25 protein-coding genes are annotated in these 24,440 nt (G+C 61.7%); 12 read left to right on the forward strand and 13 right to left on the reverse strand.

All coding sequences use genetic code 11. The features are described 5' to 3' along the window. Positions 1-32: 32 nt before the first annotated feature. Both DN611_RS10880 and DN611_RS10885 read right to left on the reverse strand, forming a co-directional pair. Positions 33-1,343 carry an RCC1 domain-containing protein gene (locus DN611_RS10880; RefSeq protein ID WP_119311337.1) on the reverse strand — a complete coding sequence of 437 codons (1,311 nt, stop codon included), beginning with the start codon at positions 1,341-1,343 and terminating at the stop codon, positions 33-35. A gap of 83 nt (positions 1,344-1,426) precedes the next feature. Further along, entirely contained in the window at positions 1,427-2,053 is a 627-nt protein-coding gene (locus DN611_RS10885; RefSeq protein ID WP_025544273.1) for a flavin reductase, read from the reverse strand. A gap of 250 nt (positions 2,054-2,303) precedes the next feature. On the opposite strand from DN611_RS10885, the gene ade reads away from it, so the two are divergent. The 3 genes from ade (at position 2,304) to DN611_RS10900 (ending at position 4,892) form a co-directional block, all read left to right on the forward strand. After that, a complete protein-coding gene (gene ade / locus DN611_RS10890; protein WP_119311338.1) occupies positions 2,304-4,028 on the forward strand; it encodes an adenine deaminase in 1,725 nt (574 codons plus the stop codon). A gap of 11 nt (positions 4,029-4,039) precedes the next feature. Continuing rightward, positions 4,040-4,225 carry a hypothetical protein gene (locus DN611_RS10895; protein ID WP_119311339.1) on the forward strand — a complete coding sequence of 62 codons (186 nt, stop codon included), beginning with the start codon at positions 4,040-4,042 and terminating at the stop codon, positions 4,223-4,225. Positions 4,226-4,445: 220 nt separating this feature from the next. After that, positions 4,446-4,892 carry an Hsp20/alpha crystallin family protein gene (locus DN611_RS10900; protein ID WP_051319925.1) on the forward strand — a complete coding sequence of 149 codons (447 nt, stop codon included), beginning with the start codon at positions 4,446-4,448 and terminating at the stop codon, positions 4,890-4,892. A 59-nt stretch (positions 4,893-4,951) separates the two neighbouring features. Here DN611_RS10900 and DN611_RS10905 read toward each other — a convergent pair whose 3' ends face one another. Further along, the gene (locus tag DN611_RS10905) at positions 4,952-5,656 is read right to left on the reverse strand and encodes a hypothetical protein (RefSeq protein ID WP_158629684.1); all 705 of its coding nucleotides are present in this window, start codon (positions 5,654-5,656) and stop codon (positions 4,952-4,954) included. 83 nt (positions 5,657-5,739) lie between these two features. After that, positions 5,740-6,285 carry a cysteine hydrolase family protein gene (locus DN611_RS10915; protein WP_174233000.1) on the reverse strand — a complete coding sequence of 182 codons (546 nt, stop codon included), beginning with the start codon at positions 6,283-6,285 and terminating at the stop codon, positions 5,740-5,742. Between the two features lie 163 nt (positions 6,286-6,448). On the opposite strand from DN611_RS10915, the gene DN611_RS10920 reads away from it, so the two are divergent. After that, positions 6,449-7,897 carry a sodium-dependent transporter gene (locus DN611_RS10920; protein ID WP_021751566.1) on the forward strand — a complete coding sequence of 483 codons (1,449 nt, stop codon included), beginning with the start codon at positions 6,449-6,451 and terminating at the stop codon, positions 7,895-7,897. Positions 7,898-7,952: 55 nt separating this feature from the next. On the opposite strand, the gene DN611_RS10925 is transcribed toward DN611_RS10920, so the two are convergent. Beyond that, complete coding sequence (locus DN611_RS10925) at positions 7,953-8,543, reverse strand: helix-turn-helix domain-containing protein (protein WP_119311342.1); 591 nt, start codon at positions 8,541-8,543, stop codon at positions 7,953-7,955. Between the two features lie 245 nt (positions 8,544-8,788). Between DN611_RS10925 and DN611_RS10930 the strand changes: the two genes are divergently transcribed. Together DN611_RS10930 and DN611_RS10935 are read left to right on the forward strand one after the other, a co-directional pair. Further along, a complete protein-coding gene (locus tag DN611_RS10930) occupies positions 8,789-11,026 on the forward strand; it encodes a hydratase (RefSeq protein ID WP_119311343.1) in 2,238 nt (745 codons plus the stop codon). A gap of 333 nt (positions 11,027-11,359) precedes the next feature. Further along, a complete protein-coding gene (locus DN611_RS10935; protein WP_119311929.1) occupies positions 11,360-12,577 on the forward strand; it encodes an NADP-dependent isocitrate dehydrogenase in 1,218 nt (405 codons plus the stop codon). Positions 12,578-12,661: 84 nt separating this feature from the next. Here the strand turns inward: DN611_RS10935 and DN611_RS10940 are convergent, their stop codons facing one another. Then, complete coding sequence (locus DN611_RS10940) at positions 12,662-13,441, reverse strand: helix-turn-helix domain-containing protein (protein WP_119311344.1); 780 nt, start codon at positions 13,439-13,441, stop codon at positions 12,662-12,664. A gap of 113 nt (positions 13,442-13,554) precedes the next feature. Then, positions 13,555-14,442 (reverse strand): LysR family transcriptional regulator, encoded by an 888-nt coding sequence (locus DN611_RS10945; protein WP_119311345.1) that lies wholly within the window; start codon positions 14,440-14,442, stop codon positions 13,555-13,557. 121 nt (positions 14,443-14,563) lie between these two features. Between DN611_RS10945 and DN611_RS10950 the strand changes: the two genes are divergently transcribed. The 3 genes from DN611_RS10950 (at position 14,564) to DN611_RS10960 (ending at position 17,035) form a co-directional block, all read left to right on the forward strand. Next, on the forward strand, positions 14,564-15,121 hold the full coding sequence (locus DN611_RS10950; protein WP_051319926.1) for a chromate transporter: 558 nt from the start codon (positions 14,564-14,566) through the stop codon (positions 15,119-15,121). After that, the gene (locus DN611_RS10955; RefSeq protein WP_119311346.1) at positions 15,121-15,681 is read left to right on the forward strand and encodes a chromate transporter; all 561 of its coding nucleotides are present in this window, start codon (positions 15,121-15,123) and stop codon (positions 15,679-15,681) included. The genes DN611_RS10950 and DN611_RS10955 overlap by 1 nt, the downstream gene beginning before the upstream one ends. A 226-nt stretch (positions 15,682-15,907) precedes the next feature. Further along, positions 15,908-17,035, forward strand: a complete 1,128-nt coding sequence (locus tag DN611_RS10960) for an aldo/keto reductase (RefSeq protein ID WP_119311347.1) — start codon at positions 15,908-15,910, stop codon at positions 17,033-17,035. A gap of 53 nt (positions 17,036-17,088) precedes the next feature. Here DN611_RS10960 and DN611_RS10965 read toward each other — a convergent pair whose 3' ends face one another. Together DN611_RS10965 and DN611_RS10970 are read right to left on the reverse strand one after the other, a co-directional pair. Next, positions 17,089-17,595 carry a DUF6514 family protein gene (locus DN611_RS10965; RefSeq protein WP_119311348.1) on the reverse strand — a complete coding sequence of 169 codons (507 nt, stop codon included), beginning with the start codon at positions 17,593-17,595 and terminating at the stop codon, positions 17,089-17,091. A 130-nt stretch (positions 17,596-17,725) separates the two neighbouring features. After that, positions 17,726-18,478: an N-acetylmuramoyl-L-alanine amidase family protein gene (locus DN611_RS10970; protein WP_119311349.1), complete on the reverse strand. Its 753-nt coding sequence runs from the start codon at positions 18,476-18,478 to the stop codon at positions 17,726-17,728. Positions 18,479-18,629: 151 nt separating this feature from the next. Between DN611_RS10970 and DN611_RS10975 the strand changes: the two genes are divergently transcribed. After that, entirely contained in the window at positions 18,630-18,851 is a 222-nt protein-coding gene (locus tag DN611_RS10975) for a hypothetical protein (RefSeq protein ID WP_025544524.1), read from the forward strand. 3 nt (positions 18,852-18,854) lie between these two features. On the opposite strand, the gene DN611_RS10980 is transcribed toward DN611_RS10975, so the two are convergent. Next, positions 18,855-19,631, reverse strand: coding sequence for a ZIP family metal transporter (locus DN611_RS10980; RefSeq protein WP_021751549.1), 777 nt, complete (start codon positions 19,629-19,631; stop codon positions 18,855-18,857). Between the two features lie 275 nt (positions 19,632-19,906). On the opposite strand from DN611_RS10980, the gene DN611_RS10985 reads away from it, so the two are divergent. Continuing rightward, complete coding sequence (locus tag DN611_RS10985) at positions 19,907-21,646, forward strand: S8 family serine peptidase (protein WP_119311350.1); 1,740 nt, start codon at positions 19,907-19,909, stop codon at positions 21,644-21,646. 95 nt (positions 21,647-21,741) lie between these two features. Here the strand turns inward: DN611_RS10985 and DN611_RS10990 are convergent, their stop codons facing one another. Further along, positions 21,742-22,569: a polysaccharide deacetylase family protein gene (locus DN611_RS10990; RefSeq protein ID WP_025544520.1), complete on the reverse strand. Its 828-nt coding sequence runs from the start codon at positions 22,567-22,569 to the stop codon at positions 21,742-21,744. Positions 22,570-22,708: 139 nt separating this feature from the next. Here DN611_RS10990 and DN611_RS10995 point away from each other — a divergent pair, with 139 nt between their 5' ends. Beyond that, on the forward strand, positions 22,709-23,035 hold the full coding sequence (locus DN611_RS10995; RefSeq protein WP_119311351.1) for a helix-turn-helix domain-containing protein: 327 nt from the start codon (positions 22,709-22,711) through the stop codon (positions 23,033-23,035). 179 nt (positions 23,036-23,214) lie between these two features. On the opposite strand, the gene DN611_RS11000 is transcribed toward DN611_RS10995, so the two are convergent. Together DN611_RS11000 and lsrF are read right to left on the reverse strand one after the other, a co-directional pair. Continuing rightward, positions 23,215-23,538, reverse strand: a complete 324-nt coding sequence (locus DN611_RS11000) for a hypothetical protein (protein WP_021751485.1) — start codon at positions 23,536-23,538, stop codon at positions 23,215-23,217. 13 nt (positions 23,539-23,551) lie between these two features. Continuing rightward, positions 23,552-24,439 carry a 3-hydroxy-5-phosphonooxypentane-2,4-dione thiolase gene (gene lsrF, locus DN611_RS11005; protein ID WP_119311352.1) on the reverse strand — a complete coding sequence of 296 codons (888 nt, stop codon included), beginning with the start codon at positions 24,437-24,439 and terminating at the stop codon, positions 23,552-23,554. Between the last annotated feature and the right edge of the window lies 1 nt (position 24,440).

Consider the following 24,440-nt stretch of genomic DNA (forward strand, 5'->3'; position numbering starts at 1 on the left):
TGGAAGTTCCACAGGCGCGTCTTTGGCATCGTTCACTTCTTCCGGCCCCGTATCCAGGCCGCCAGAAGCAGCCCCGGGAGGGAGGCCGCGAGGACTCCCAGCTCCAGGATCTCCTGACCCCCTGTGCGTTCAGCAGGGGACTCTTCCTGAACGGGCAGCGAATCTGGTCCCATCTCCGCATCAGCCGCATCGGCCTGCCGTGCCTCCCAAGCTTCAAGGGAGGCCGATTTCAACACAGCAGGCGGCGGGGCATCCGCTGCCCAGGCCGGGGACGGGGAGGGCATCCGGACCTGGTCCAGCAGCTTTTCCGGCGCAGCGGGGCTCCGGTCCGGTGACGTCTCCCACTCCGGGAGAAACCCGGCGCTGGGGAACTGCCACAGGGAGCCGTCCGCCAACACCGCCAGGGTCCGGTCGCTGCAGGGGACGGCACAAACCACACCGTTCGTGATCCGCACAATGCCGTCACAGGCCTCCGTGTTATAGGGGTCCTCCGGGTCCACCAGACCGTCCCGCAGCATGGCCGGACGGTCGCTGCCCCAGGCCCAGAGAGTTCCGTCCGCCGTCACAGCGGTACATCTGGTGAACTGCACCACATCCTCCAGCAGTTTTTCCGGCTGGCCCAGGGACTGCCACTGGACTGTATCCGACAGATTATTCTCCCAGGGCACACGCCAGAGACTACCATCCTGCCCCTGGACCAGCATGGCAGGGTCCTGAATTCCGCAGTACAGACTGCCCACAGCGGCCACATGTTCCATCAAAGGTGCCGCGGTACAGGTATCCCCGTCAAACCAGACCCGCACCAGCGTCCCATCCTCCTTCACCGCCAAATCCCCAAACAGCTGAACCACCTGGTCCAGTACCTGGGTGGGCGGATAGTAGGGATCATCCTGATGTTCCTCCAGGGACACTCCGGACCGGGCGCCCCAGGTCCACACCGTCCCGTCAGCGCACAGGGCAGAACATTCCGTCTCCCCGACTGATACGGACACCACGTCCTCCAGCAGCCGGTACGGCTCCTCCTCGCCGAAGGTCCGGCCCGCGTGGCCGCCCCAGCCCCAGAGGGTCCCATCCTCGTCAATGGCGGCGGCCGTGATAAACCCCGCGTCCACATACCGGGCATTCTCCAGCAGGACATTGGCCTCCTCCCAGGGCAGCGGGTCCTGGTCCGTGGGGCCCACCGCGCCGTGGAAGCTGTCTCCCCAGGCCAGCAGGGCGCCGTCCGCTCGGATAGCATAGTAAGTGTATCCGCTGGTGGCAATGGGCTGGCTGATTGACTCCAGCGCCGCCGCTGTACCGGCCAGCAGCATGGCCGAAAGAAGCCCGCAGGCAAGTATTTTCATATCCGCCGCCTCCTTTTTCCCACTGTACCATACAGCCTATCCAAAAAGCAAGCCCCGCACCGTCCCGGCGCGGGGCTTGTCCTTTATTTCTCGATCTTCACAAATTTCTCCGCCGGGGCGTGACACAAGGGGCAGCGGAAATCCGGCGGCAGGGATTCTCCCTCATAGACATAACCGCAGACAGTGCAGCGGTAGCCGTTGATCTCTACCGTGCGGTACACGGTGGCAGTGGGCGGCGTGGCCTTGCCCCGGTCCGTATAGGCCTGGAGGGTCAGCACCCTCCCGTCTCCCAACACCTCCGCCTCTGTGGCCTGGCCCACGAAAAGGAGGAAGCTGCCGATCTCCATCTGGTCCACCACCTTGCATGCGATGCGGGAGACCATGTGCTCCTTCAGGTATGGATTGCCGTTGCTGTCGGTCTCCGCCGCCCGGCCGGCGAACTTGTCCGTCACCCGGCCGGACTTGTAGCCGAACAGGTCGATGATCTCCCCCGGCGCGTCCGCACCCAACAGGGTAACGGAGAAGCTCCCCGCCGCCTGAATGGCCTTGCAGGTCTCGTGGTCCTTGTTCACCGCCACGGTGAACTTGGGCGGGAAGGAAGAGGTCACCTGGTGGAAGGAGTTGACGATGCAGCCGTGGCGCTTGCCGTCCGCTGCCGCAGAGAGCAGACAAAGGGCGTAGTCCATCTTCTGATATGCCTTGTTGTCCATATTGATTTCCTTTCTGGCGGATCCGCCGCCGGACATCCCGCATGTTTCTCTTGATGGAATAAGTTTACCAGAAGCCGCCATTTTATGCAGTTGCATCCGCGACTGCTGCCGCGCAAAAATTTTCTTCCATTTTCTGTGGACAAATACCGGATTTGGGCGTATACTCTCCTTAACCAGATGCCATTATCCTGATTTATATTTTCTATAAGTCCGGATAATGGCTCAAAATCTAAATAAAAGGAGTGATTCTATGTCTGAGAGCTACGCTGGCAAGATCAACCGGAAGCTGCTGAAAAAGCGCCGCATCATCAACGCCGCCGCCGGGCGGGAGCCGTCGGACCTGGTGCTGAAGAACGCCACCTATGTCAACGTCTTCTCCAACGAGCTCTGTCATGCGGACATCGCCGTGGCAGAGGGGCTGATCGTGGGCATGGGCCAATACTCCGGCACGGTAGAGGAGGACTGCACGGGTAAAATCGTCCTGCCCGGCTTTCTGGATGCCCACATCCATCTGGAGAGCTCCCTGGTCTCTCCCAAGGAGTTCGTGAAGGCCGTGCTGCCCCACGGCACCACCACCGTCATCACCGACCCCCATGAGATCGCAAACGTCATGGGTACCGACGGCATCGAGTACATGCTCCAGGCCACGGAGGGCCTGCCGGTGGACGTGCGGTTTATGCTGCCCTCCTGTGTGCCGGCCACGCCCCTGGACGAGTCCGGCGCGTCCCTGGACTACCGGGCCATCGACTCCTTCTATGACCACCCCCGGGTCCAGGGACTGGCGGAGATGATGAATTTCGTAGGCATCATCGCCGGGGACGACCAGCCGGTGGAGAAGATCGTGGCCGCCCAGGCCCACCACAAGAAGATCGACGGCCACGCGCCGGATCTGGTGGGCAACGACCTGAACGCCTACATCGCCGCCGGCGTCTATTCCGACCACGAGTGCCACGACCTGAACGACGCCATCGCCAAGCTGGAGCGGGGGCAGTTTATCATGATCCGGGAGGGCACTGCCGCCCGGAACCTGGACGCCCTTGCCCCCCTGCTGTGCGACAAATACTCCGAGCGATGCATGTTCTGCACCGACGACAAGCACCCCAACGACCTGCTGGAGAAGGGCCATATCGACTACATCGTCAAGCGGGCCATCGGCCTGGGGGTGGATCCTATCACCGCCGTGAAGGTGGCCTGCCACAACGCCGCCCGGTACTTCCTGCTGAACAACCGGGGCGCCATCGCCCCGGGCTACCTGGGGGACTTCGTCATCATCGACAACTTCCAGGACTTCAACATCGAGAGAGTCTTCAAGAAGGGCGAGCTGATGGTGGACCACGGCGTGGTGAAGGACTTCCCCGCCCCGGCCATCGACCCCTATCTCACCGAACGGGCCCACAGCACCTTCCATGTGGAGCACCTGACGGCGGAGGACTTTACGGATGCCCGGCCCCGGGGCATCATCGGCATGGTGAACGGGGAGATCACCACGGTGGACGCCGGCTACTCCGACCGGATCGACGTGGAGTATGACGTGCTGAAGATTGCCGTGGTGGAGCGCCACAAGAACACCCATCATATCGGCATCGGCTTTCTCCAGGGCTACGGTCTGAAATCCGGCGCTGTGGCCACATCCGTCTCCCACGACTCCCACAACATTATCGTGGTGGGCACCAGCGAGGACGACTGCGCCGCCGCAGCCAACCGGGTGGTGGAGCTGAACGGCGGCATCGTAGTCTGGGACCAGGGCAAGCCGGTGGCAGAAGTCCCTCTGGCCATCGCAGGCATCATGAGCGATGAGTCCCTGACATCTGTCAACGAAAAGCTGGAATTCGCCAAGGCAAAGGCCCACGAGCTGGGCGTCAATCCGGGCATTGACCCCTTCATGACCCTGAGCTTCATGGCCCTGCCGGTAATCCCCTCCCTGCGGATCACCACCCGCGGCGTGTTCGATGTCACCACGCAGAGCTACGTGTGAGGAGAGCGAATATGCTGGAATTTCTTCTGGGGGCATGCTTTTTCCTGTGCATTTTTGCCCCCTTCACCTTTGTGATCTTTCTGATCGACGCCATCAAGAAAGTCGTCTCCGGCGATGGAAACGAGTATTTCCCCGGTCTGGGCGCCGGGCTAAGCCTGTTTATCATGCTGGGCGGGATCTTCTATGTGCTTTTATGAATGCGCAAAATTAGCACTCTCGATACCAGAGTGCTAAAATTCACAGATCGTTCAAACAAATGACACACAATATCCGATTTTCCATCCTATCATAATACTTGAAAAGAAGAACAGAAGGTCTTTGAAAGGCACCTGTTCCGCCCGGCGGCATCACCCTCCATGATCCATCTGCCGTCGGTCCCAACTACGGATCATCAGGATTTGATAGGAGGAATTGATTATGTTTGAAATGAGACCTTACCGCAGAAATTCTATGAGCACCTGGAATCCCTTCTCCGAGATGGAGGAGATGGAGCGTCGCCTTTTCAACAACGACTTCTTCTCCGGCCGCGGTCTGGCGGAGTTCAAAACCGACATCACCGATGAAGGCGACTACTACGAGCTGAAGGCCGACCTGCCCGGCTTCAAGAAGGAGGACATCCAGCTGCAGCTGGACGGCGACACCCTCACCATCCAGGCCCAACGTCACTCCGAACATGAAGAGCAGGAGAAAAAGGGGAAGTACGTGTGCTGTGAGCGTTCCTACGGCGCGTACAGCCGGAGCTTCGACGTCTCCGGCATCCGGGCGGAGGGTATTACCGCCTCCTACGACAGCGGTGTGCTGACACTGAAGCTGCCCAAGAAGACAGTGGAGGTTTCCTCCAGCCGGCAGATCAGCATTGACTAAAATCAAAGCAGGAAAAGACCCGCGGTGTACGCCGCGGGTCCTTTGCTGTCCCTTTTCCGTCATATCTCCGCCTCTTCCAAGGGCAGGAAGGACCGGAAGAGATACCGGCCGTCCTCCGCCGCCTCCAGTGTCAGCTCTTTGCCTCCTCCAGTGAGGACTAGCAGCTTCCCCTCCCACCGGCCGGCCTCGCAGATGAACATGCCGGGGCCGGCGTCGCTGGTGAAGTTGTAGAAGGCGTCGGTCTCCGGCAAGTACACCAGCTCCCCGGAGCTCTCCGGCACATTCGTCAGGTCTGCCGTGGTGATGTCGGCGTGCTCCTCCAGGTACGCGTCCAGCTCCGTCCGCCGGTACCGGTGGATGGGCACCGGCATCCGGTCCAGGGAGTCCACCCCCTGGAAGGGCCAGCCCCCGGCCCCCTTCAGGGCCTGGAACTCAGCCTCGTCCTCCACCGTGCCCCCGATCCCCATGTAGCGCAGAAACTCCACCAGGTCCAGGTCCTCCGGCCGCTCATAGTAAGAGGTGAAGAAGCTGCAGACGGAATTGACGTATGAGACGTTCTCCCGCTCCTTAAAAGGCGCGAAGGCCTCGTTCACCTGGGCGATCTCCTTCACCGTCAGGGCGTCGGCGGCCTCCGGTGTCTCCACCTGTTCCGTCTCCGAAAAATCGGCCCCGCCGTCCTCCGGTGCCGTTCCCGCCTTGCCGCAGCCGGTTAGCAGCAGGGCCAGTAGCAGCGCCCCGACGCAGGCGAATCGGCATCTACGCATACGATCCCCCCCCCCTTTTTCTCAGCAAACCGCAAAAAATCCGGGAAATCATCGCAAAACAGCCACAAATTCCGTTGAAATCATTACAAGGGCAACGCCTCATGTTCCACGGTGATCTGGCAGCTCTTCATGGCCGCAAGCGCGGTCCGATGGCTCTCCGGGGTGACACCTGCGCAGCAGGCGGCATCCACCGCTACCTCTGCCTCCGGCAGGAACGCCTTCACCAGCAAGGCGTTGGAAATCACGCAGATGTCGGTGCAGAGGCCGATCAGCGTCACCTTTTCAATGAGTTCCTTTTCATTCTCCTCCGCCAGCAGACGCCCCAGCTCCGCGCTGCCGAAGGAGGGCTTGTCCAGAATGGCCTGTCCTGCGCTGGCAGGCCGGAGCTGCTCGACGATCTCCCAGCCCTCGGTCCCCCGGATGCAGTGGGGTACAGGCAGGTTCCGCCCCTCCCGGGTATGGAGATAGTCCGCCCCATGGGTGTCCCGGGTGAAGAAAATCCGCTCCCCCCGGCGGATGCCTGCGGCCACCCGCTCCGCCGCAGCAGGCACGATCCGCCGCGCCTCCGGTGTCCCCAGAGCGCCGGACACAAAGTCGTTCTGCATATCCACAACGATCAGGATGTTCATTATGATCTCCTCCTTTTTATCATCATAGCAGACGCCGCGCCGGGCCGCAAGACCTTCCCCCGGGGGAAAAGAATGTTGACTTCTCTTTTCATCCGGTTTAAGATATGGAATGTCTGTCCGCCGAATTTTTCGGCGAATGTGAAAAAGAGAAGGAGAGAGAAGTTTGAGTCGCGAAAATTTCCGATCCCGGCTGGGATTCATTCTGGTAAGCGCCGGCTGCGCCATCGGCATCGGCAATGTGTGGAAATTCCCCTACGTCACCGGTGTCAACGGCGGCGGCGTATTCGTGTTGTTCTACATCATCTCCCTGGTCATCATGGGGGTTCCCATTCTGACCATGGAGCTGGCGGTGGGCCGTGCCAGCCGCAAGAGCGCCGTGCTGGGCTACAAGGCCCTGGAGCCCAAGGGCAGCCGCTGGCACATCCACGGCTGGCTGTGCGTAATCGGGTGCTGCCTGCTGATGATGTACTACACCACGGTCTCCGGCTGGATGCTGGGTTACTGCTTCAAGTTCGCCTCCGGCACCTTCAGCGGCATGCAGCCCTCTGATGTAGACACAGTCTGGACCGATATGCTGGCCAATCCCGGCGAGATGACGCTCTATATGGTAATCATCGTGCTGGCGGGCTTCATCGTGTGCAGCTTCGGTCTGCAGAAGGGGCTGGAGCGGATCAGCAAGTGGATGATGATCTGCCTGCTGGCACTGATCGTCATTCTGGCCATCAACAGCCTGACCCTGGACGGCGCTATGGAGGGCGTGAAATTCTATCTGGTGCCGGACTTTGAGCGGGCCGCGGAGGTCGGCATCGGCAATGTGATCGTGGCCGCCATGAACCAGTCCTTCTTTACCCTGAGCCTGGGCATCGCCGCCATGGAAATCTTCGGCAGCTATATGTCCGACGCCAACCGCCTGCCCGGCGAGGCCGTGCGGATCTGCTGCCTGGACACCTTTGTGGCCTTGATGTCCGGCATGATCATCTTCCCCGCCTGCTTCAGCTTTGGTCTGGAACCCGGCCAGGGACCATCCCTGATTTTTATGACCCTGCCACGGGTGTTCGTCAGCATGACCGGCGGCCGGCTGTGGGGCGCCCTGTTCTTCCTGTTCCTGACCTTCGCCAGCTTCACCACGGTGCTGGCGGTGTTCGAGAACATTATGGCCAGCTGCATGGACAACTTCGGCTGGTCCCGGAAAAAAGCCACCATCGTCTGCGGAATCTTCATCCTCTTGGCCAGCATGCCCTGTGTGCTGGGTTACAATCTCTGGTATTTCGAGGCGTCCCTGCCCAGCGGCGCCACCGGCCAGATCCTGGATATCGAGGACTTCCTGGTGAGCAATCTGCTGCTGCCCATCGGCTCCCTGATCTATCTGCTGTTCTGCGTCAGCAAGTGGGGCTGGGGCTTTGACAAGTATCTGGCGGAAGCCAACAAGGGCACCGGCCTGGGGATGTCCCCCAGGTTCAAGATCTACTTCCAGTTCATCCTGCCCATGCTGATTCTGGTGATCCTGCTGGTGGGGCTGGGCAGCTGGGGCTGGCGTGCCCTTATCTGCGCCGCTGTGGCCGTGTTCGTGTGGTTCATGGCCCGCCGCAGCTCCTCCAAATCCACCATTTGAGCGAAGTGACCTGTCAAAAGAGAGGACCGTCAAAGACGGTCCTCTCTTTTGCATCTCACGGCAGCTTCGCCTGGAACAGCCCGTGGCAGGAGCAGCAAAGGTACAGCTTCGCCCCGCCCCGCAGCTGGGGGATGCGGAACTCGCTGCCCTGTTCCGGATACAGCCGCGCCAGCAGCAGCCGGTCCGGTGTCACACAAGCGGTAAAGCGGATATAGTGCCCCTTGTCCATGGGGTGGCGGAAGGTGACATACCAGTCCTCCTCCACCTCCTGGACCGTTACGGCGTGATCCGGATCTGCGGACCGGACCTCCAGGGGCTCCAGCCGCCGGCCGCAGCAGGCAAGCTGCCCTCCCGCCACAGCTGTCAGAATGTTGCCGCAGTCCGGGCACACGTAAAACTGTATTTTTTTCATATTTCCTCCATCCGGCGCCGCCGGAAGCAGGTCTCCGTCCAGAATTCCCTCCACGCTGACGCCAAAAATCTTCGCAAGGCGCGGCAGCATCCCCACGTCCGGGCAGCCCTGGCCCCGCTCCCACTTGCTGACGGCCTGAGCGCTGACGCCCAGCAGTTCCGCCGCCTGCCGCTGGGTCCACCCCCGCTCCAGGCGCAGGCGCCGGAGCAGCGTCCCGGTGTCTTGGTCATGCATCTCTTCTCACCTCTCCCACAGGATACCCGAAATTCCGCTGGAACGCAAGCAACGCTCCGTTGAGTTCGTATGGCTCTGCAAAATGTCGCCGCTTCGCTTCTCCTAGGGCTGTTTTCTTGGCGACTCCTCCGAATTTGCAGGAAGCGGGGCTTTTTCCTGCAAAATGACTTTTCATCCGGACGGCGATATGGTATATTGGGTGGGAGAAACACGGCTCCCCCGTGACACACAGGAGGTCTCTTGATATGATAACACTTCATAACAACGGCGTGTTCCTGGCGGGCGGCGTCCCCGCTGCTGCCGGCCCGGTCTCTCCGGAGGAGGGGCGGAAACGGACCATGGCCTGGTCCATTCTCCAGGCCCACAACATCTCCGGCGATCCGGAGCACCTGCAGATCCGCTTTGACGCCATGGTGTCCCACGACATCACCTATGTGGGCATTATCCAGCAGGCCCGGGCCTCCGGCATGAAGGAGTTTCCCATCCCCTATGCGCTTACCAACTGCCACAACAGCCTGTGTGCCGTGGGCGGCACTATCAATGAGGATGACCATGTCTTCGGCCTCTCTGCCGCGAAAAAGTACGGCGGTATCTACGTGCCTGCCAACCAGTCCGTCATCCACTCCTATGCAAGAGAGCAGATGGCGAAGGGCGGCACCATGATCCTGGGCTCCGATTCCCATACCCGGTACGGGGCTCTCGGCACCATGGCCGTGGGTGAGGGCGGCCCGGAGCTGGCCAAGCAACTGCTGAAGAACACCTGGGACATCAACTATCCCAAGGTGGTGCTGGTGTACCTCACCGGCGCGCCCCGCCGGGGCGTGGGGCCCCACGACGTGGCCATTGCCCTGGTGAAGGCCACCTTTGCAAGCGGCTTCGTCAATAACTGCGTTTTGGAGTTCTGCGGCCCCGGTATTGCAGCTCTCCCCATCGACTACCGCAATGGCATCGACGTGATGACCACCGAGACCACCTGCCTCTCCTCCATTTGGGAGACGGACGGCGTGACGGAGGGCTTCTACCGCGCCCACCAGCGGCCGGAGGATTACCGGGAGCTGCACCCGGCGGACGGAGCCTACTACGACAAGTACATCGAGATCGACCTCTCCAAGGTCGAGCCCATGATCGCCCTGCCCTTCCACCCATCCAATGCCTGGACCATCCATGAGTTTCTGGAGAATGCCGCCGACATCCTGGCGGCTGTGGAGGCGGACGCCCAGAAGCGGTATCCTAAGGCCCATGTGAAGCTCACGGACAAAATCCGTGACGGCGGCGTCTGGGCGGATCAGGGTGTCATCGCCGGATGCGCCGGCGGCCTCTTCGACAACATTACCGAGGCGGCGGACATCCTCCGGGGCGGCTCCACCGGCAACGGTGCCTTCACTCTGGACATATACCCCACCAGTGTCCCCGTCAGTCTGGAGCTGACGAAGATCGGTGCCACGGCGGACCTGCTGGAGACCGGCGCCGTCATCAAGCCCAGTTTCTGCGGCCCCTGCTTCGGCGCGGGAGACGTGCCTGCCAACAACGGCTTGAGCCTGCGGCACACCACCCGGAACTTCCCCAACCGGGAGGGATCCAAGCCCGCGGAGGGCCAGTTCGCCGGCGTGTGCCTGATGGACGCCCGCTCCATTGCCGCCACGGCGGCCAACGGCGGCCGGATCACCGCCGCCACAGACATCGATTACACCTCCGTCCACCACGACTACCACTTCGACAAGGGCGTCTATGACCGGCGGCTGTACTACGGCTTCGGCAAGGCGGATCCCAGCGTGGAGCTGGTGATGGGCCCCAACATCACGGACTGGCCGAAGATGCAGCCCCTGGCGGAAAATCTGCTGGTGGAGCTGGCGGCGGTGCTCCACGATCCCGTCACTACCACCGACGAGCTGATCCCCTCCGGCGAGACCTCCTCCTACCGGTCCAACCCCCTGCGGCTGGCGGAGTTCACCCTGTCCCGCCGGGAGCCTGCCTACGTGGGCCGGGCCAAGGCCGTGGCGGAGATTGAGGCGGAACGGCTGGGGGGGGACGCCCCGGAGAAGCTCACCGCCATTCTGGACAAGGTGGGCGACGGCTCCGCGCTGGTGAAAACCACTCAGTTCGGCTCCTGTGTCTTTGCCAACAAGCCCGGCGACGGCTCCGCCCGGGAACAGGCGGCCTCTTGCCAGAAGGTGCTGGGGGGCTTTGCCAACATCTGCTATGAGTTCGCCACCAAGCGGTATCGCTCCAACTGCATCAACTGGGGAATCCTGCCCTTCACACTGGACGCGGGCACGTCCTTTGACTACGCCCCCGGCGACTGTGTGTTCGTCCCCGGCATCCGCCAGGCCATTGAGAACGGCATTGAGGATATCCCGGCTAGGGTCATCAGGACGGACGGCGCCGTAGAGGGCCTGATGCTCCATGTGAAAGGCCTGACGGACGATGAGAAGGAAATCATTCTCGACGGATGCCTGATGAACTATTACGCCAAGCGTAATTAAAGAGGGGACTTCCTCCCCTCTTCAGATCCCCCATTTGCCTCTGCCGTTGCAGCATTATGATTCCCGGCCCTGTCTGGGCCGTCAATCGTGCCGCTGTCTCGAAACAGCCTCACTTTTCCGCCACGGGCGGCGTTTTGGCTGTTTCCCAGTGACATCGGTCACTGGAGGCACCGCCCAGGGCGGCTAGGTCAAAGCATTTTCGGCAGGCACAGAAGGGGAATTGCCCCGGAGGGGCGAGAGAGGCCCCTCTGGAGGGTGCCCTGGCGAAAATGATTCAAAGTGGTCCGGCTGCGCCGGGCTCCGAAATTTCTAATGATTGGCGAGGTTGAGACCATGGATAAAATCAAGATGACCACCCCCCTGGTGGAGATGGACGGCGATGAGATGACCCGGGTTCTGTGGGCCTGGATCAAGGAAAAGCTGATCCTGCCCTTCGTGGACCTGAAAACGGAGTACTATGACCTGGGCCTGCTCCATCGGAACGAGACGCGGGACCAGGTGACCATCGACGCCGCCAACGCCACCAAGCGCCTGGGCGTGGCGGTGAAGTGCGCCACCATCACCCCCAACCGCCAGCGGATGGAGGAGTACCCCCAGCTGACGGAGATGTGGAAGAGCCCCAACGGCACCATCCGGGCGATTTTGGACGGCACCGCCTTCCGGGCGCCCATTGTCCTGCCCATGATCCACCCGGTTGTGAAGAACTGGGAGGCGCCCATCACCATCGCCCGCCACGCCTACGGCGATATGTACAAGGCTGTGGACATGGTGACCGAGGAGCCGGGCACCGCCACCCTCACCTTCAAGGGCGAGAGCGGCGCGGAGAAGACCCTCACCGTTCAGACGGTCAGCGGTCCCGCCGTGTGGCAGGGCCAGCACAACACGGAGAAGAGCATCCGTGCCTTTGCCCGCAGCTGCTTCCAGTACGCCATCAATCAGCGGCAGGACTTGTGGTTCTCCACCAAGGACACCATCTCCAAGGTCTACGACGGAGAGTTCAAACGGATCTTCGAGGAGGAGTATGAGACCACCTACAAGGTGGAGTTTGAAAGGCTGGGCCTCACCTACTTCTACACGCTCATCGATGACGCGGTGGCGCGGGTGATCCGCTCTAGGGGCGGCTTCATCTGGGCGCTGAAAAACTACGACGGCGACGTGATGAGCGACATGGTGGCCACCGCCTTCGGCAGTCTTGCCATGATGACCTCCGTGCTGGTATCTCCGGACGGCACCATGGAGTTCGAGGCGTCCCACGGCACCGTCACCCGGCACTACTACAAGTACCTGAAGGGGGAGAAGACCTCCACCAACCCCATCGCCACCATCTTCGCCTGGTCCGGCGGTTTGAAGCGGCGGGGCGAGTTGGACGGTCTGCCGGAGCTGGTGCAGTTCGGCCAAGCGCTGGAGGATGCCTCCCTGGAGACGCTGAAAGACGGCGTGATGACAAAAGATCTGCTGGGGCTGGTAGAGCCCGGCTTCCAGGCCCGCGGTGTGGACAGTGAGGAATTTTTGGACGAGATCGCCAAGCGGTTGGCCGATAAATTGGGATAAAAGGGGACTGCTAAAAGCCCGGACGTCTGTTCAGCGTCCGGGCTCTTTTTGCTCTTTTGCAAAATCATTGGTTGTGCGGCCGTTTCAGAATTGATTGGAGAAAATCGGGCGGATGGAATAGTAGTAGCCGGACATCAACAGCGGCACATAGGCCTCATCCGTGGCAATGATGGTCCCATCCTCCAGCCGAAGGCCAAAAGATTCCATGCTTTCCGTGATATACAGCATCCGCTCGACACCGAGAGAAAGGTTATCCCCCGGCCGGTAGAACAGGATGTCCTGGGCGTCTGTCCACATGGCATCCCACCGGATGTTCGCATGGACACCCTCCCGGCAGGTAGTTTCCACTTCGTGGATAGCAAACTGCCCCTCAAAAGAGCGGTCTCCCAGAATTTTCACCGAACCATCTATGGCAACTGTCGTCTCCCCGGCCGACACCCCTTCCGCACTATATACGGTGGCCGGCACTTCCAAAGAGATCTCCTGAAGGAACACCCCGGCCCGGTCCAGAATTGCAAAGAGGACAAAGCCCGCCATCAGCAAAGCACAGGTGCCGCCCAGCACCTGACTCCACTTTCTCCGGGTCCGCTCCTTTGCCTGCCGGGCCAGAAAGGCCAGGGCCTGCCGGATCGTCGGCTCCGGCTCCGGCACTGTCCCCCGCTCCCCCCGCAGCAGATCCAGCACGCCCAGCCCCAAAGTATCCGCCAGAGGCTCCAGCAGGGAGATGTCCGGGAACCCGGCGCCCCGCTCCCATTTGGAGACCGCCCGGTCCGACACATGCAAGGCCGCGGCCAGCTCCTTCTGGGTCATATTCTGTTCTTTCCGGGCTGCTGCGATCAGCGCCCCGGTCTTTGTCCGATCCATACTTCATCACCTGGGGCCAGTATATCAAATCCGGCCTGCTCCCACAACAAACGCTGCGTGGAACCGCCCAGATTCCGCCGAGGCGCCGTGTCTTTCGGCAGGGTCTTTCCACCTCACGGCTGCTCTCCGCCCAGGTGTTCCCGCAGCACTCGGATCACCCGCTTCATGCCGTCCGTCAGATACTTGCTGCGGTGGCGCACCAGGAAATAGCTCCTGTGAAACCCGCCGTCCTCCACAGCCAGCTCCCGAAGGTCCCCCCGCTCCAGGTCCGCCACCACCAGAGACCGGGGCAGCAGCGTGATCCCAAGCCCCGCCCGGGCGCAGGCCAGCAGGGCAGCGGTGCTGACGCTCTCCACTACCGGCTGCGCCGTGGCGCCTGCTCCCTGCAGGCCGGCATCCACACTGTTCCGGGTGCCGCTGCCCCGCTCCCGCAACAGCAGCCGCTCTTCCGCCAGCTCCGCCAGAGTCAGGGAGTTCTTTCCCTCCAGATAGCCGGGGGCGCACACTGCCGCCAGCTCCTCACCGCACAGGGGCTCCACCAGGTAGTGGGGCGAGACGGTGACATTGTCCACTACGGCAAAATCCAGTTCGTTCTGCAGGATCATCCGCTCTGTCTCCCTGGAGTTGTGAATACTGGCCCGGACCGTGATCTCAGGCAGCGCCTCTGCCAGATGCGCCAGGATACCCGCAAGGCGGGTCTCGCCCAGCGTCACGTGGACGCCGAAGCGGCAGGCCCCCTGGGCGCCGCTCTCCCGCAGGACCTCCACCGATTCCTGAAACTGGGACAGCACGGTGTCCGCATACTGCCGCAGCGTACGCCCTGCCTCTGTCAGATAGACCCGGCGGTTCATCCGCTCGAACAGCCGCACGTTGTAAAACACCTCCAGCTCCCGGATGGCCAGGCTCACCGCCGGCTGTGCCATATTCAGCTGCTCCGCCGCCCGGGTGAAGCTCTCCTGGGCGCAGACGGCGGAAAAGATCTCGAGATGCCGCAGCGTCACGGCACTCCCCCCTATTCATAATTATTTCATTATGTTTTTTATCCTATCATATAGATTGATGAATGTCACGAAAAAGCGTACGCTGGGGGAGAAATCCAAGAGCGCGAAAGGAGCGGTTTCCATGCCCACAGATCTGACCAAAGCCCGTCAGCTGTTCGGGACTTTTTCCAAAATCGGCGCCTTCACCTTTGGCGGAGGCTACGCCATGATCCCCCTGATCCAGCGTGAGGTGACGGAACGCCGCCGCTGGCTGGAGGACCGGGACATTCTGGACATTGTCGCCATTGCCGAGTCCACACCGGGCCCCATTGCCATCAACACCGCCACCTTCGTAGGATATCAGGTATGCGGCACCCTCGGCGCCTTCTGCGCCACGCTGGGCGTGGTGCTGCCCTCCTTCCTGGTGATCTACGCCGTCTCCTTTGTGCTGCGGCAGTTCTCGGACCTGGCGGTGGTCCAATACGCCTTCAACGGCATCCGGGCCGGCGTATTGGCCCTGCTTTTGAAGGCACTGCTGTCCATGTACCGGCAGAGCCCCAAGGGCGCTGTTTCCTATGCCGTCATGGCGGGTGCCTTTGTGCTGACGGCCTTCTGCGGCGTGGATGCGGTGCTGGTGATCCTGGCCAGCGCGACGGTGGGGCTGCTCTCCGCCCGCATGGCGAAAAGGAGGGCTGTGTGATGCTGTATCTGGAGCTGTTTTTGACCTTCTTCAAGATCGGCCTGTTCACCATCGGCGGCGGTTATGCCATGCTGCCGCTCATCCAGGCGGATGTCCAGGCCAAGGGCTGGATGACGGCGGAAGAATTGGTGAACTTCATCGCCGTCAGCGAGAGTACGCCGGGCCCCTTTGCGGTGAACGTCTCCACCTATGTGGGGGCGGAGCTGGCGGGCCTGCCCGGCGCCTTCTGCGCCACGCTGGGGGTGGTGCTGCCCTCCTTCCTCATAATCCTGCTGGTGGCCCGGTTCTACGCCGCCTTCCGCTCCAGCGCCATCGTCAGCGGCGCCATGGGCGGACTGCGTCCGGCTGTGATCGGCATGATCGGCGCCGCGGTGGTCTCGGTGGGGCAGACGGTGTTCCTGCCGGAGGGATTGGCGGCGGTGACGGCGTATCCCCTGGTCTGCTCTCTGGCCATCTTCGCCCTGATGGCGGTCCTGACCCACAAGAAGCTCCATCCCATCGTCATCATCCTGCTGTCCGCCCTGCTAGGCATCGTCACCGGCTACCTGCAGCCGGCGTGACTCCGGTCCGTCGCCCCGGAACGGGGCGGCGGGCTTTTTTCTTTAGCCGGACAAAAGACTTTCTAAAAGCAGGATTTCCCCTCTTGACTTGGAGTGCGCTCCAAGTGCTATCCTTTTCATAGAGGGATTCCGCCCAAGGGCGGGCCGGGGACTTCCCACTGTGGAGGCACCTCGTCTCCCGGAGAAGGCAGTATCCCCTTCCTAAATCTGAAAAGGAGAAATCGTGATGATTTACAAGGACTTTCAGGACCTGAAGCTGTCCGCTCTGGGCATGGGCTGTATGCGCCTGCCTGTGGTGGGCGGCAACGACGCCGTGGTGGACGAGGCCGCCGCGGAGGAGATGGTGGATTGCGCCATGGCCAACGGCGTCAACTACTACGACACCGCCTGGGGGTATCACAACGGCAACTCAGAGATTGCCCTGGGTAAGGCCCTGGCCAAACATCCCCGGGAAAAATTTTACATTGCCGACAAGTTCCCCGGTTACGACCTATCCAACATGCCCAAGGTGCAGGAGATTTTTGAGGAGCAGCTGAAAAAGTGCCGGGTGGACTATTTTGATTTCTATCTCTTCCACAACGTCTGTGAGATGAACATCGACGCCTATCTGGACCCGCAGTACGGCATCCACGACTATCTGATGGAGCAGAAGCGGCGCGGCCGTATCCGCCACCTAGGCTTCTCCTGCCACGGGAACCTGCCTGTGCTGAAGCGGTTTCTGGACGCCTACGGCAAGGATATGGAGTTCTGTCAGCTGCAGCTGAACTACATCGACTGGACCTTCCAGAACGGCCGCGAAAAGGTGGAGCTGCTGGATAGCTGGCACATTCCCGTCTGGGTCATGGAGCCCCTGCGGGGCGGCCGCCTGGCCCGCCTTTCCGACGAGGAGGCCGCCCCCCTGAGGGCCATGCGCCCCGAGGAACCCATCCCGGCCTGGGCCTTCCGGTTTCTGCAGTCCATTCCCAGCGTCACCATGATTCTCTCCGGCATGTCCGACCTGGAGCAGGTGAAGGCCAACATCGCCACTTTCCAGATGGGGGTTCCCCTCAGCAGCAGGGAGATGGACCGCCTGCTGGCCCAGGCCCAGCGCATGGTCAGCAAGACCGCCCTTCCCTGCACCGCCTGCCACTACTGCGTCAGCCACTGTCCTCAGGGGCTGGATATCCCCTCCCTGCTGGCGCTGTACAACGAGCATGCCTTCACCGGCGGCGGCTTCCTGGCCCCCATGGCCCTCTCTGCTCTGCCGCAGGACAAGTGGCCCAGCGCCTGCATCGGCTGCCGCAGCTGCGAGGCGGTCTGTCCTCAGCAACTGAAGATCTCCGAGGCCATGGCCGACTTTGCGTCCCGGCTGTAAAATCTGAGACAGAAGCGCCCCCGCCGGGAACTCTCCGGCGGGGGTGCTCGCTCTCACGGAGTCTTGACGGTGTCCGGGAATGCGGCCCGGATGGCCTCCGGCAGATGGGCGGGGTCCAACTGTTCCCGGCCGCACCACTCCGCAAAGCGGTGGACCGCCTCTTTGTCCGGCGACAGCCCGGGGATGACGGTCAGCGCCACCGTCCGTTCCCCCTCCAGCTTCCGGACCAGAATGCCATACACACAAGAACAGTCTGGTCGGAAGCTGCGGACGCGCACCGGCGCATACCGGTAGCCGGTCATGCCGCCTGCCCTCCGGGAGCAGAGAAACGCATAGAGGTCACAGCCGTAAATCTCTGCCATGCGGACAACCATGTCGAACCTGGGCTGCGCTTTTCCCCGCTCATACTTTTGCAGTGTCCGTGTGGAAATTCCCAGGCGTTCCGCAGCCTTTTCCTGGGAAAGTCCCGCCAGTCTCCGCTCTCTCCAAAAGGGGCTCTTTTCCTGAATGTGTCTTTTTTTTGATATTTTTGCATAGCAAACCCTCCTTCTACGGAGGATTTTACATTATCTTCCAAATTTTTAACACGAATAAAAATTCACTTTTGGAAAAAAATTGCCGAACAATGTCGAATTTCGTCGATTTACCCAAAGAAAATACAGGCCCCGCATATTCATACGGGGCCTGTGCTCAGACAAATCCTTCCAGCTTGGCGATCCGGTACTCCAGTACGGCGAACTGTCGGCGGGTCAGCGGCTGGTCCAACATCAGGTCTCCCTCCGCATTTCCCTGCATGATGCCGTTTTCCGTCAGCCAGTCCACGGCGGCCCTGGCTTCTGCCTGGTAGTCCGTCTCTTCTTCGGTCTCCACCCAGGGGATGCCCAAATACTCCAGAATTCCCTTGGCCTCTGCCACCGCCAGCTTCTGGCGGTAGTCGGCCTGCCCCAGCAGGGCAGCCTCCTCCCGGTTGGTGTGGAAGCCGTTTTCCAGCAGGACGGCCGGGGCCTTTGTGTGCTTCAGCACATAGAGCTCCGGATCGTACACAATCGGCGTGGATCGCACGGCGATGCCCGCCGCCCGCACCTGCTCCAGGATGTCCTGAGCCGCCCGCTCCCGGTCGCCGCCGGGGCCGTAGAGATAGACGCTCCACCCTTTGGCGGAGGACCAGCCGCCCCCGGCGGCGGCATTGCTGTGAAGGCTGACGAACAGGTCCAGGTCCGGGATGCTGTTGGCGATCTCACACCGTCTGGCCAGGCTTACTGCCCCGCCGCCAGTACGGGTCATGGTCACGGAGACGCCCCGGTCTGTGAGCAGCTTCTCCAGCCGCTTCCCCAGGTCCAGGGTGAATACATGCTCATAATAGGTCCCATCCGGACTCTTGTTGGCCAGATTGCCCGCGTCATGCCCCGGATCCAGGCAGACGCGCTTTTCTCGTTCGCTCAAATGCGTTTTCCCCCCTCTGTACAGGCTCAGGGAGCACAGGGCTCCCCTTCCAGTTTAGTGGGAGGGCGCCCGTCCTGTTCCCCCGCCGGGGTCTTTTCGGAGCGGGGCGCATATCATGGAGCAAAATCATCCGAAACAGGGAGGGGTCCCCATGCCTGCCGCTCTGATTAAACGTCTGAGCAATCTTCTCTGCGTCAAAAGTATTGTGACGCTGATCCTCACCGTTGTATTTGCCGACCTGGCCGTCACCGGCCGTATCTCCAGCCACGATTTCCTGACCATCTTCTCCGTCGTCATCGCCTTCTATTTCGGCACGCAGAGCGAACGCCTCAGTGGACAGCTGGAGAAGGACACCGGGCAAAAATCATCCTGACCGTCATCCCAGGGCCACGTCCAGCACCATCATCACACTGAAGCCCGCGGCAAAGGCCAGCACACCGATGTGGGAGTGGCGTCCCTGGGACATCTCCGGAATCATCTCCTCCACCACCACATAAAGCATGGCCCCTGCGGCAAAGCCCAGCAGATACGGCAGGGCAGGCACCAGCAGCTCCGCCGCCAGGATCGTCACCAGGGCGCCGATGGGCTCCACAACGCCGGATAGCACGCCTCCGGCGAAGGCCCGGAGCTTCCCCTCGCCCTCCGCCCGCAGGGGCATGGAGACGATGGCTCCCTCCGGGAAATTCTGGACAGCGATGCCCAGGGAAAGCGCCAGCACGCCCATAGCAGTGATCTCCGTGTCCCCTGCCAGATATCCGGCGCAGACCACGCCCACCGCCATCCCCTCCGGAATGTTGTGGAGCGTTACCGCCAGCACCATCATGGTGGTCCGGCGCAGCCGGCTGGAGGGGCCCTCCGGCTGCGCGCTGCCCCAATGCAGATGGGGAATGATATGGTCCAGCGCCAGCAGGAACAGAAAGCCGAGCCAGAGGCCTGCGGCGGCCGGTGCAAAGGACCACTTTCCCAGCTCCTCCGACCGCTCAATAGCCGGGATCAGCAGGCTCCAAACCGACGCCGCCGTCATCACCCCTGCCGCGAAGCCCGTCAGCCCCTTCTGCAGGCCGTCCGACATCGCCTTTTTCATAAAGAACACGCTCGCCGCGCCCAGGGAGGTGCCCAGGAACGGGAGCAGGAGTCCGTATAATGCTTCCATAATCCATCCTTTCTCATCTTGTGTCCGGAATCAGTATCCATGCGTTCAGAATACCGGATTCCCGCACCGGTGTCAAATTCATTTTCCCACCGGATGGCCTTTCACAAATCCGGAAAATCGCTGCCGCTCTGGACAGCAGGGAGCAAGTCTGCTATGCTTGACACAGGGGACAGGCTGCCGGATGGCTCCGTTTCCCCTCATTTCAGGCTCATTTTAGCTTTTGGGTGTACCATGGTCCCATCATCAGAGAACCATCCCGGAATAGGAGGAACGCCATGAGGGTCTCTCACCATGTAAAACGGTCGGTGTGCCTGCTGCTCTCCCTGCTTCTGCTGGCGCAGGGCATGACCCTGGGCGCAGCCGCTGTGGGCACCGATTCCGTCCCGGCGGGGACATCCGTTCTGGAGCCCGCCGCATACCCCGACAGTGAGGTTCTGGTCCTGTATGAGGACGGCAGGACCGAGGTGGTCGTCTACGAGGACGCCGCCTCCCTGGAGGAGGGGCTGCCGCAGCTGGCCCGGCAGGAGGGTGTGGCGCTGGTCCAGCCCAACTACACATACACAAGCACCGCTCTCTCCACCACAGACCCGCTGCTGGCGGAGCAGTGGGCCCTGTATAACGACGGCAGCTTCCAACTGGAGGAGCAGGAGAACCCCTATCCGGTCTTCAATGATCCCTTTGCACTCCCCTCCGCCCCGTGGCAGTGGATTGCCCCCTGGTGGATGCAGTCCGATGCATCCGCCGGGAGCACCGGAACCGTGCAGGCCGCGGCCGGCGTGGACATCGGCGCGGAGGATGCCTGGGCCCTGTACGACGGCGGAAGCCGGGATGTGGTGGTGGCCCTGGTGGACACCGGCATCGACTACACCCACGCTGATCTGGAGGGCCGCATCTGGGTGAACGAAGACGAGATCCCCGGCAACGGGGTAGACGACGACGGAAACGGCTATATCGACGATGTCTACGGCTGGAATTTCTACTCCGGCAGCAATCAGGTCTATACGGGCAGTGAGGACAGCCACGGCACCCACGGCGCGGGCACCATCGCCGCCCATGCAGACAACGACATCGGGATCGCCGGCATCGTCCGGAGCGACCACGTCAAAGTCATGGCAGTCAAGGCTCTGGGCGGGTGGGACGGCAGCGGCTCCACGGCGTCCATCATCCGGGCCATTCAGTACGCGGAGGCCAACGGAGCCCGGATCTGCAACCTGAGCCTGGGCTCTTCCAGAAACGACCCCGCGCTGTACCGCACCATCGCGGCGTCGGATATGCTGTTCGTAGTTGCAGCCGGCAACGACGGCGCCGACCTGGAGCTTGCCCCCAGCTACCCGGCCAGCTACCACTTGGATAACCTCATTACCGTGGCGAACCTCCGATACGACGGTAACCTGGATCCTACCTCCAGCTACGGCGCCTCCTCTGTGGACCTAGCCGCCCCCGGCACCCATATTTTAAGCACCACCCCCGGGAATTCATACAGTTACATGACAGGAACCTCCATGGCGGCGCCTATGGTCAGTGCTGCGGCGGCCATGCTCTGCTCCCAGTTTCCGGATGCCACGCTGGCCGACGTGAAGGACATCCTGCTATCCTCCGTCCAAAAGCTGGGCAGCCTCACCGGCCTGACGGCTACCGGCGGGATGCTGGACCTGGGTGCCGCCATGGCATCCGGGGCCGCGGCCCAGAAGGGGCGGACCTGGACGGAGCCGGACCTGGCGGCCTATACCGACAGTCCGCCCATTCTCTCCCTGTCTCTCTTCCAGTGGAGGGGGCAGCAGTATCTGACCGTTCAAGTCCAGGATCCGGACGGCGACTTCCGCTCCGCCGCTTATGCCGCCGGGACATACACGGCAGCGAATTTCCAGGGCGGCGCCGCGGGGACGCCCCTCCCCTTGAATGCGTGGGGAGCCGCCACCTTGCTGGTGCGCAATGGCGGACCTTATACCTTTTACGCGGTGGACCTGGCCGGCAATGAGACGGTCCGCACAGTGGATCTGCCCCAGAGCCCCTGAGGGCGGCCCGCCGCCAACTCCATCCCCGGTCAAAAGGACTCCGCAGGCTGTGCCTGCGGAGTCCTTTTTCCTGCTCCGGAAAAGCGGCCCCTCCATCAGTCCTTCAGAATGTCCTCCAGTTCCCTGTCCATCGTCACGGTCATGCGTGGCAGCTCATGCAGTCCCTTCCCCAAGTCGGCTGTGCCGTGTCTGGTGACCGCAGTGACCGGGAACAGCTCATGCACAAATGCCTCCGCGTCCGGCTCGGTGATGCCGAAGGGATAGGCAAAGAAGGTGACGGGCTGGCCCACCTCCTGGGCAATGCGGTCATGGCTCTTCTGAATATCCCCCAGCACCCTGGCCTCAAAGGCACTGTCCGACTCCTCCGGATCCCTTTGGATGCCGTTGATGCCGCCCGGGTCAAAGTTTCCGCCCAGATCTCCCAGATTGTGGAGCGAATAGGCATGGGACCCGATCTCTACCAGGCCGGAGTCTGCCATCTCCCGGCACATATCCCAGCTGAGGAAGTTGTCAGCGGACACGTCCTGCATATACACCATAATAGAGACCACGGCTTTCATCTGGTATGCCTGAAGCAGCGGGAAGAGCAGCTCGTAGTTGCTCCGGTATCCGTCGTCAAAGGTGATGAGAAGGGGTTTTTCCGGCAGCGGCTCTCCCCCTGCCAACTCCCGCGGCAGCACAGTGTGGTAGCCATGTTCCGTCAGCCAGCGCAGGTCCTGTTCCATACGGCTCACGGTGATGGTCATATCGTTGCACGGCTCACCGTCCTCCACGATATGGTGGTACATCAGCACCGGGAGGGCCCGGTCCGCCGGAATGGGCATCTGCCACACTCCCCTGGCATAGAGATAGACGGCTCCCGCCGTGAAGCAGAGCGCCGCTGCGGCGGCCACTCCCAGGATTCCCACCCGAATTTTTTTCATCTGTCTGTCATCTCCCATGTGTTGGCGCTGCGGCGTATACCCTTAGAAAATTCGCAAATATTATTTTATCAGATTAAGTTAAAATGTCAATTCATTAAATGAAAAGATTATCTTTGCTAGGATGTTTTAGGGTGATTACATGCCTTTGGATTATGCTGCGATTGGTGGCCGGCTGCAGGCGCGGCGAAAGGAACTGGGGATCACACAGGAGGACGCGGCGGAACGGGCCGGCATTACTGTGGTCTACCTGTCCAAAATTGAAAACGGACGGGTGCATCCGACGCTGGACCTGCTGGACAGGCTCTGCTGTGTTCTGGAATACGACCTTGCCCGAGCCTTCACCGGCGTCCAGACGACCTCTCCCGACTACGGTCAGGAGCAGGTGCTGCGGCTTTTCAACGCCTGTGCGCCGCGTGTCAAGCCTGTTGTTCTGCATCTGCTGGAGCAGCTGGCAACCTTAACGTGAGCAGAAGCGGGAAAAGTATGCACCATGTCTGTCCCGCAAAAAAGCGGCGCCCCGGCGGAATATTCCGCCGGGGCGCCGCTCTGGTTTTTTCCAAGTCTGTGCCGGATACCCTCCATTCCCTGCGGGGTGGCGGCAAGGGACCAGCCTCCGCACACTGGCGGAGGCCGGTGTTGAAGCCGTTATGTTTCCTCGTACAGCTCAATGATGGCGTCATCCAGGGTGATGAACGCCAGTCGGACCGTATCGCTGAGGGTCTCCGGCCCGAAAATCACCTGCTGGGCCTCCTTCAGATAGGGGTCCATGTTATCCACCTTGTAGGCCACGTGGGGCTGTTTGGAAAGGATCTCCGGGAACCGGGTTCCCTCCTCAAATTTCAGGTATTCAATCTTGTAGTCGTAGGCATCCACGCTCTCATTGACCCAGAAGCCGCCCCACTCGTTGTAGACCATGTTGGGCTTTTTGTTCAGCACGGGGATCCCGATATGCATATACTCCGCTGCCATGGAAAACCTCCTGTCAGTTATCCTGGGCGGCCAACTCCTGATAGAACTGGAAGGCCTCCCGGTCAGTAAATTTCTCGTGCACGATCTTGGCCACCGCCCGGCACATGGCGGCGGGATGCTCACTCTGGAAGATGTTGCGGCCCATGTCCACGCCCCGGGCGCCGTCGGAGATGGCCCGGTAGGCCATGGTCAGGGCCTCGTCCTCCGGCAGCTTCTTGCCGCCGGCGATGACGATGGGCACGGGACAGGCGGCCACTACCTTCTCAAAGTCATCGCAGTAGTAGGTCTTGACGAAGGACGCCCCCAGCTCTGCCAGCATCCGGGCGGCCAGCAGGAAATACTGGGTGGTGCGGGCCATCTCCTTGCCCACGGCGGTGACGCCCAGAACAGGGATGCCGTACCGTTCCCCGGCGTCCACGGCGCGGCACAGGGTCTCCAGGGACCGGGCCTCGCCCGCCCCGCCGATGAAGCACTGGATGGCCACGGCGGAGGCATTCATGCGGATGGCGGCCTCCATATCGGCACCCACGCCGTTGCCGGTGCTCATGTCGTCGATGAGCACACTGGCGTCATGGGTGGCCCGGAGGCAGATGGCATTGTGGACCGTGGGGGGGATGCAGGAGCGGATGGCCCCCCGGGTGGCCATGAGCACGTCCGCGTACCGGCACAGAGGGGCGATGGTCACGTCCATGCGCTCCAGGCCCGCAGTGGCCCCCATGATATAGCCGTGGTCAAAGGCCAGCATCACCGTGTTGCCGCTCTTGGGATTGAACAGGTGGGAGAGCCGATTCTTGGCTCCCCAGTCCCCGTGGCCCAGGCCCTTGGCGAAGAAGCCCTGCTCCGGGGCAGGCACGTCCAGATGGTAGTCGTGGGCGGTCTTGTTTCCGATTGCGTCTGGCATA

Origin of the sequence: Oscillibacter sp. PEA192, from assembly GCF_003574015.1 — a bacterium.
Lineage (GTDB): Bacteria > Bacillota > Clostridia > Oscillospirales > Oscillospiraceae > Oscillibacter > Oscillibacter welbionis.

Excerpts from the sequence above, each read along its gene's own strand:
- DN611_RS10880 (WP_119311337.1), bottom strand. The coding sequence starts at position 1,343 with ATGAAAATACTTGCCTGCGGGCTTCTTTCGGCCATGCTGCTGGCCGGT.
- DN611_RS10885 (WP_025544273.1), bottom strand. The coding sequence starts at position 2,053 with ATGGACAACAAGGCATATCAGAAGATGGACTACGCCCTTTGTCTGCTC.
- ade (WP_119311338.1), top strand. The coding sequence starts at position 2,304 with ATGTCTGAGAGCTACGCTGGCAAGATCAACCGGAAGCTGCTGAAAAAG.
- DN611_RS10895 (WP_119311339.1), top strand. The coding sequence starts at position 4,040 with ATGCTGGAATTTCTTCTGGGGGCATGCTTTTTCCTGTGCATTTTTGCC.
- DN611_RS10900 (WP_051319925.1), top strand. The coding sequence starts at position 4,446 with ATGTTTGAAATGAGACCTTACCGCAGAAATTCTATGAGCACCTGGAAT.
- DN611_RS10905 (WP_158629684.1), bottom strand. The coding sequence starts at position 5,656 with ATGCGTAGATGCCGATTCGCCTGCGTCGGGGCGCTGCTACTGGCCCTG.
- DN611_RS10915 (WP_174233000.1), bottom strand. The coding sequence starts at position 6,285 with ATGAACATCCTGATCGTTGTGGATATGCAGAACGACTTTGTGTCCGGC.
- DN611_RS10925 (WP_119311342.1), bottom strand. The coding sequence starts at position 8,543 with ATGCATGACCAAGACACCGGGACGCTGCTCCGGCGCCTGCGCCTGGAG.
- DN611_RS10930 (WP_119311343.1), top strand. The coding sequence starts at position 8,789 with ATGATAACACTTCATAACAACGGCGTGTTCCTGGCGGGCGGCGTCCCC.
- DN611_RS10935 (WP_119311929.1), top strand. The coding sequence starts at position 11,360 with ATGGATAAAATCAAGATGACCACCCCCCTGGTGGAGATGGACGGCGAT.
- DN611_RS10940 (WP_119311344.1), bottom strand. The coding sequence starts at position 13,441 with ATGGATCGGACAAAGACCGGGGCGCTGATCGCAGCAGCCCGGAAAGAA.
- DN611_RS10950 (WP_051319926.1), top strand. The coding sequence starts at position 14,564 with ATGCCCACAGATCTGACCAAAGCCCGTCAGCTGTTCGGGACTTTTTCC.
- DN611_RS10955 (WP_119311346.1), top strand. The coding sequence starts at position 15,121 with ATGCTGTATCTGGAGCTGTTTTTGACCTTCTTCAAGATCGGCCTGTTC.
- DN611_RS10960 (WP_119311347.1), top strand. The coding sequence starts at position 15,908 with ATGATTTACAAGGACTTTCAGGACCTGAAGCTGTCCGCTCTGGGCATG.
- DN611_RS10975 (WP_025544524.1), top strand. The coding sequence starts at position 18,630 with ATGCCTGCCGCTCTGATTAAACGTCTGAGCAATCTTCTCTGCGTCAAA.
- DN611_RS10980 (WP_021751549.1), bottom strand. The coding sequence starts at position 19,631 with ATGGAAGCATTATACGGACTCCTGCTCCCGTTCCTGGGCACCTCCCTG.
- DN611_RS10985 (WP_119311350.1), top strand. The coding sequence starts at position 19,907 with ATGAGGGTCTCTCACCATGTAAAACGGTCGGTGTGCCTGCTGCTCTCC.
- DN611_RS10990 (WP_025544520.1), bottom strand. The coding sequence starts at position 22,569 with ATGAAAAAAATTCGGGTGGGAATCCTGGGAGTGGCCGCCGCAGCGGCG.
- DN611_RS10995 (WP_119311351.1), top strand. The coding sequence starts at position 22,709 with ATGCCTTTGGATTATGCTGCGATTGGTGGCCGGCTGCAGGCGCGGCGA.
- DN611_RS11000 (WP_021751485.1), bottom strand. The coding sequence starts at position 23,538 with ATGGCAGCGGAGTATATGCATATCGGGATCCCCGTGCTGAACAAAAAG.
- lsrF (WP_119311352.1), bottom strand. The coding sequence starts at position 24,439 with ATGCCAGACGCAATCGGAAACAAGACCGCCCACGACTACCATCTGGAC.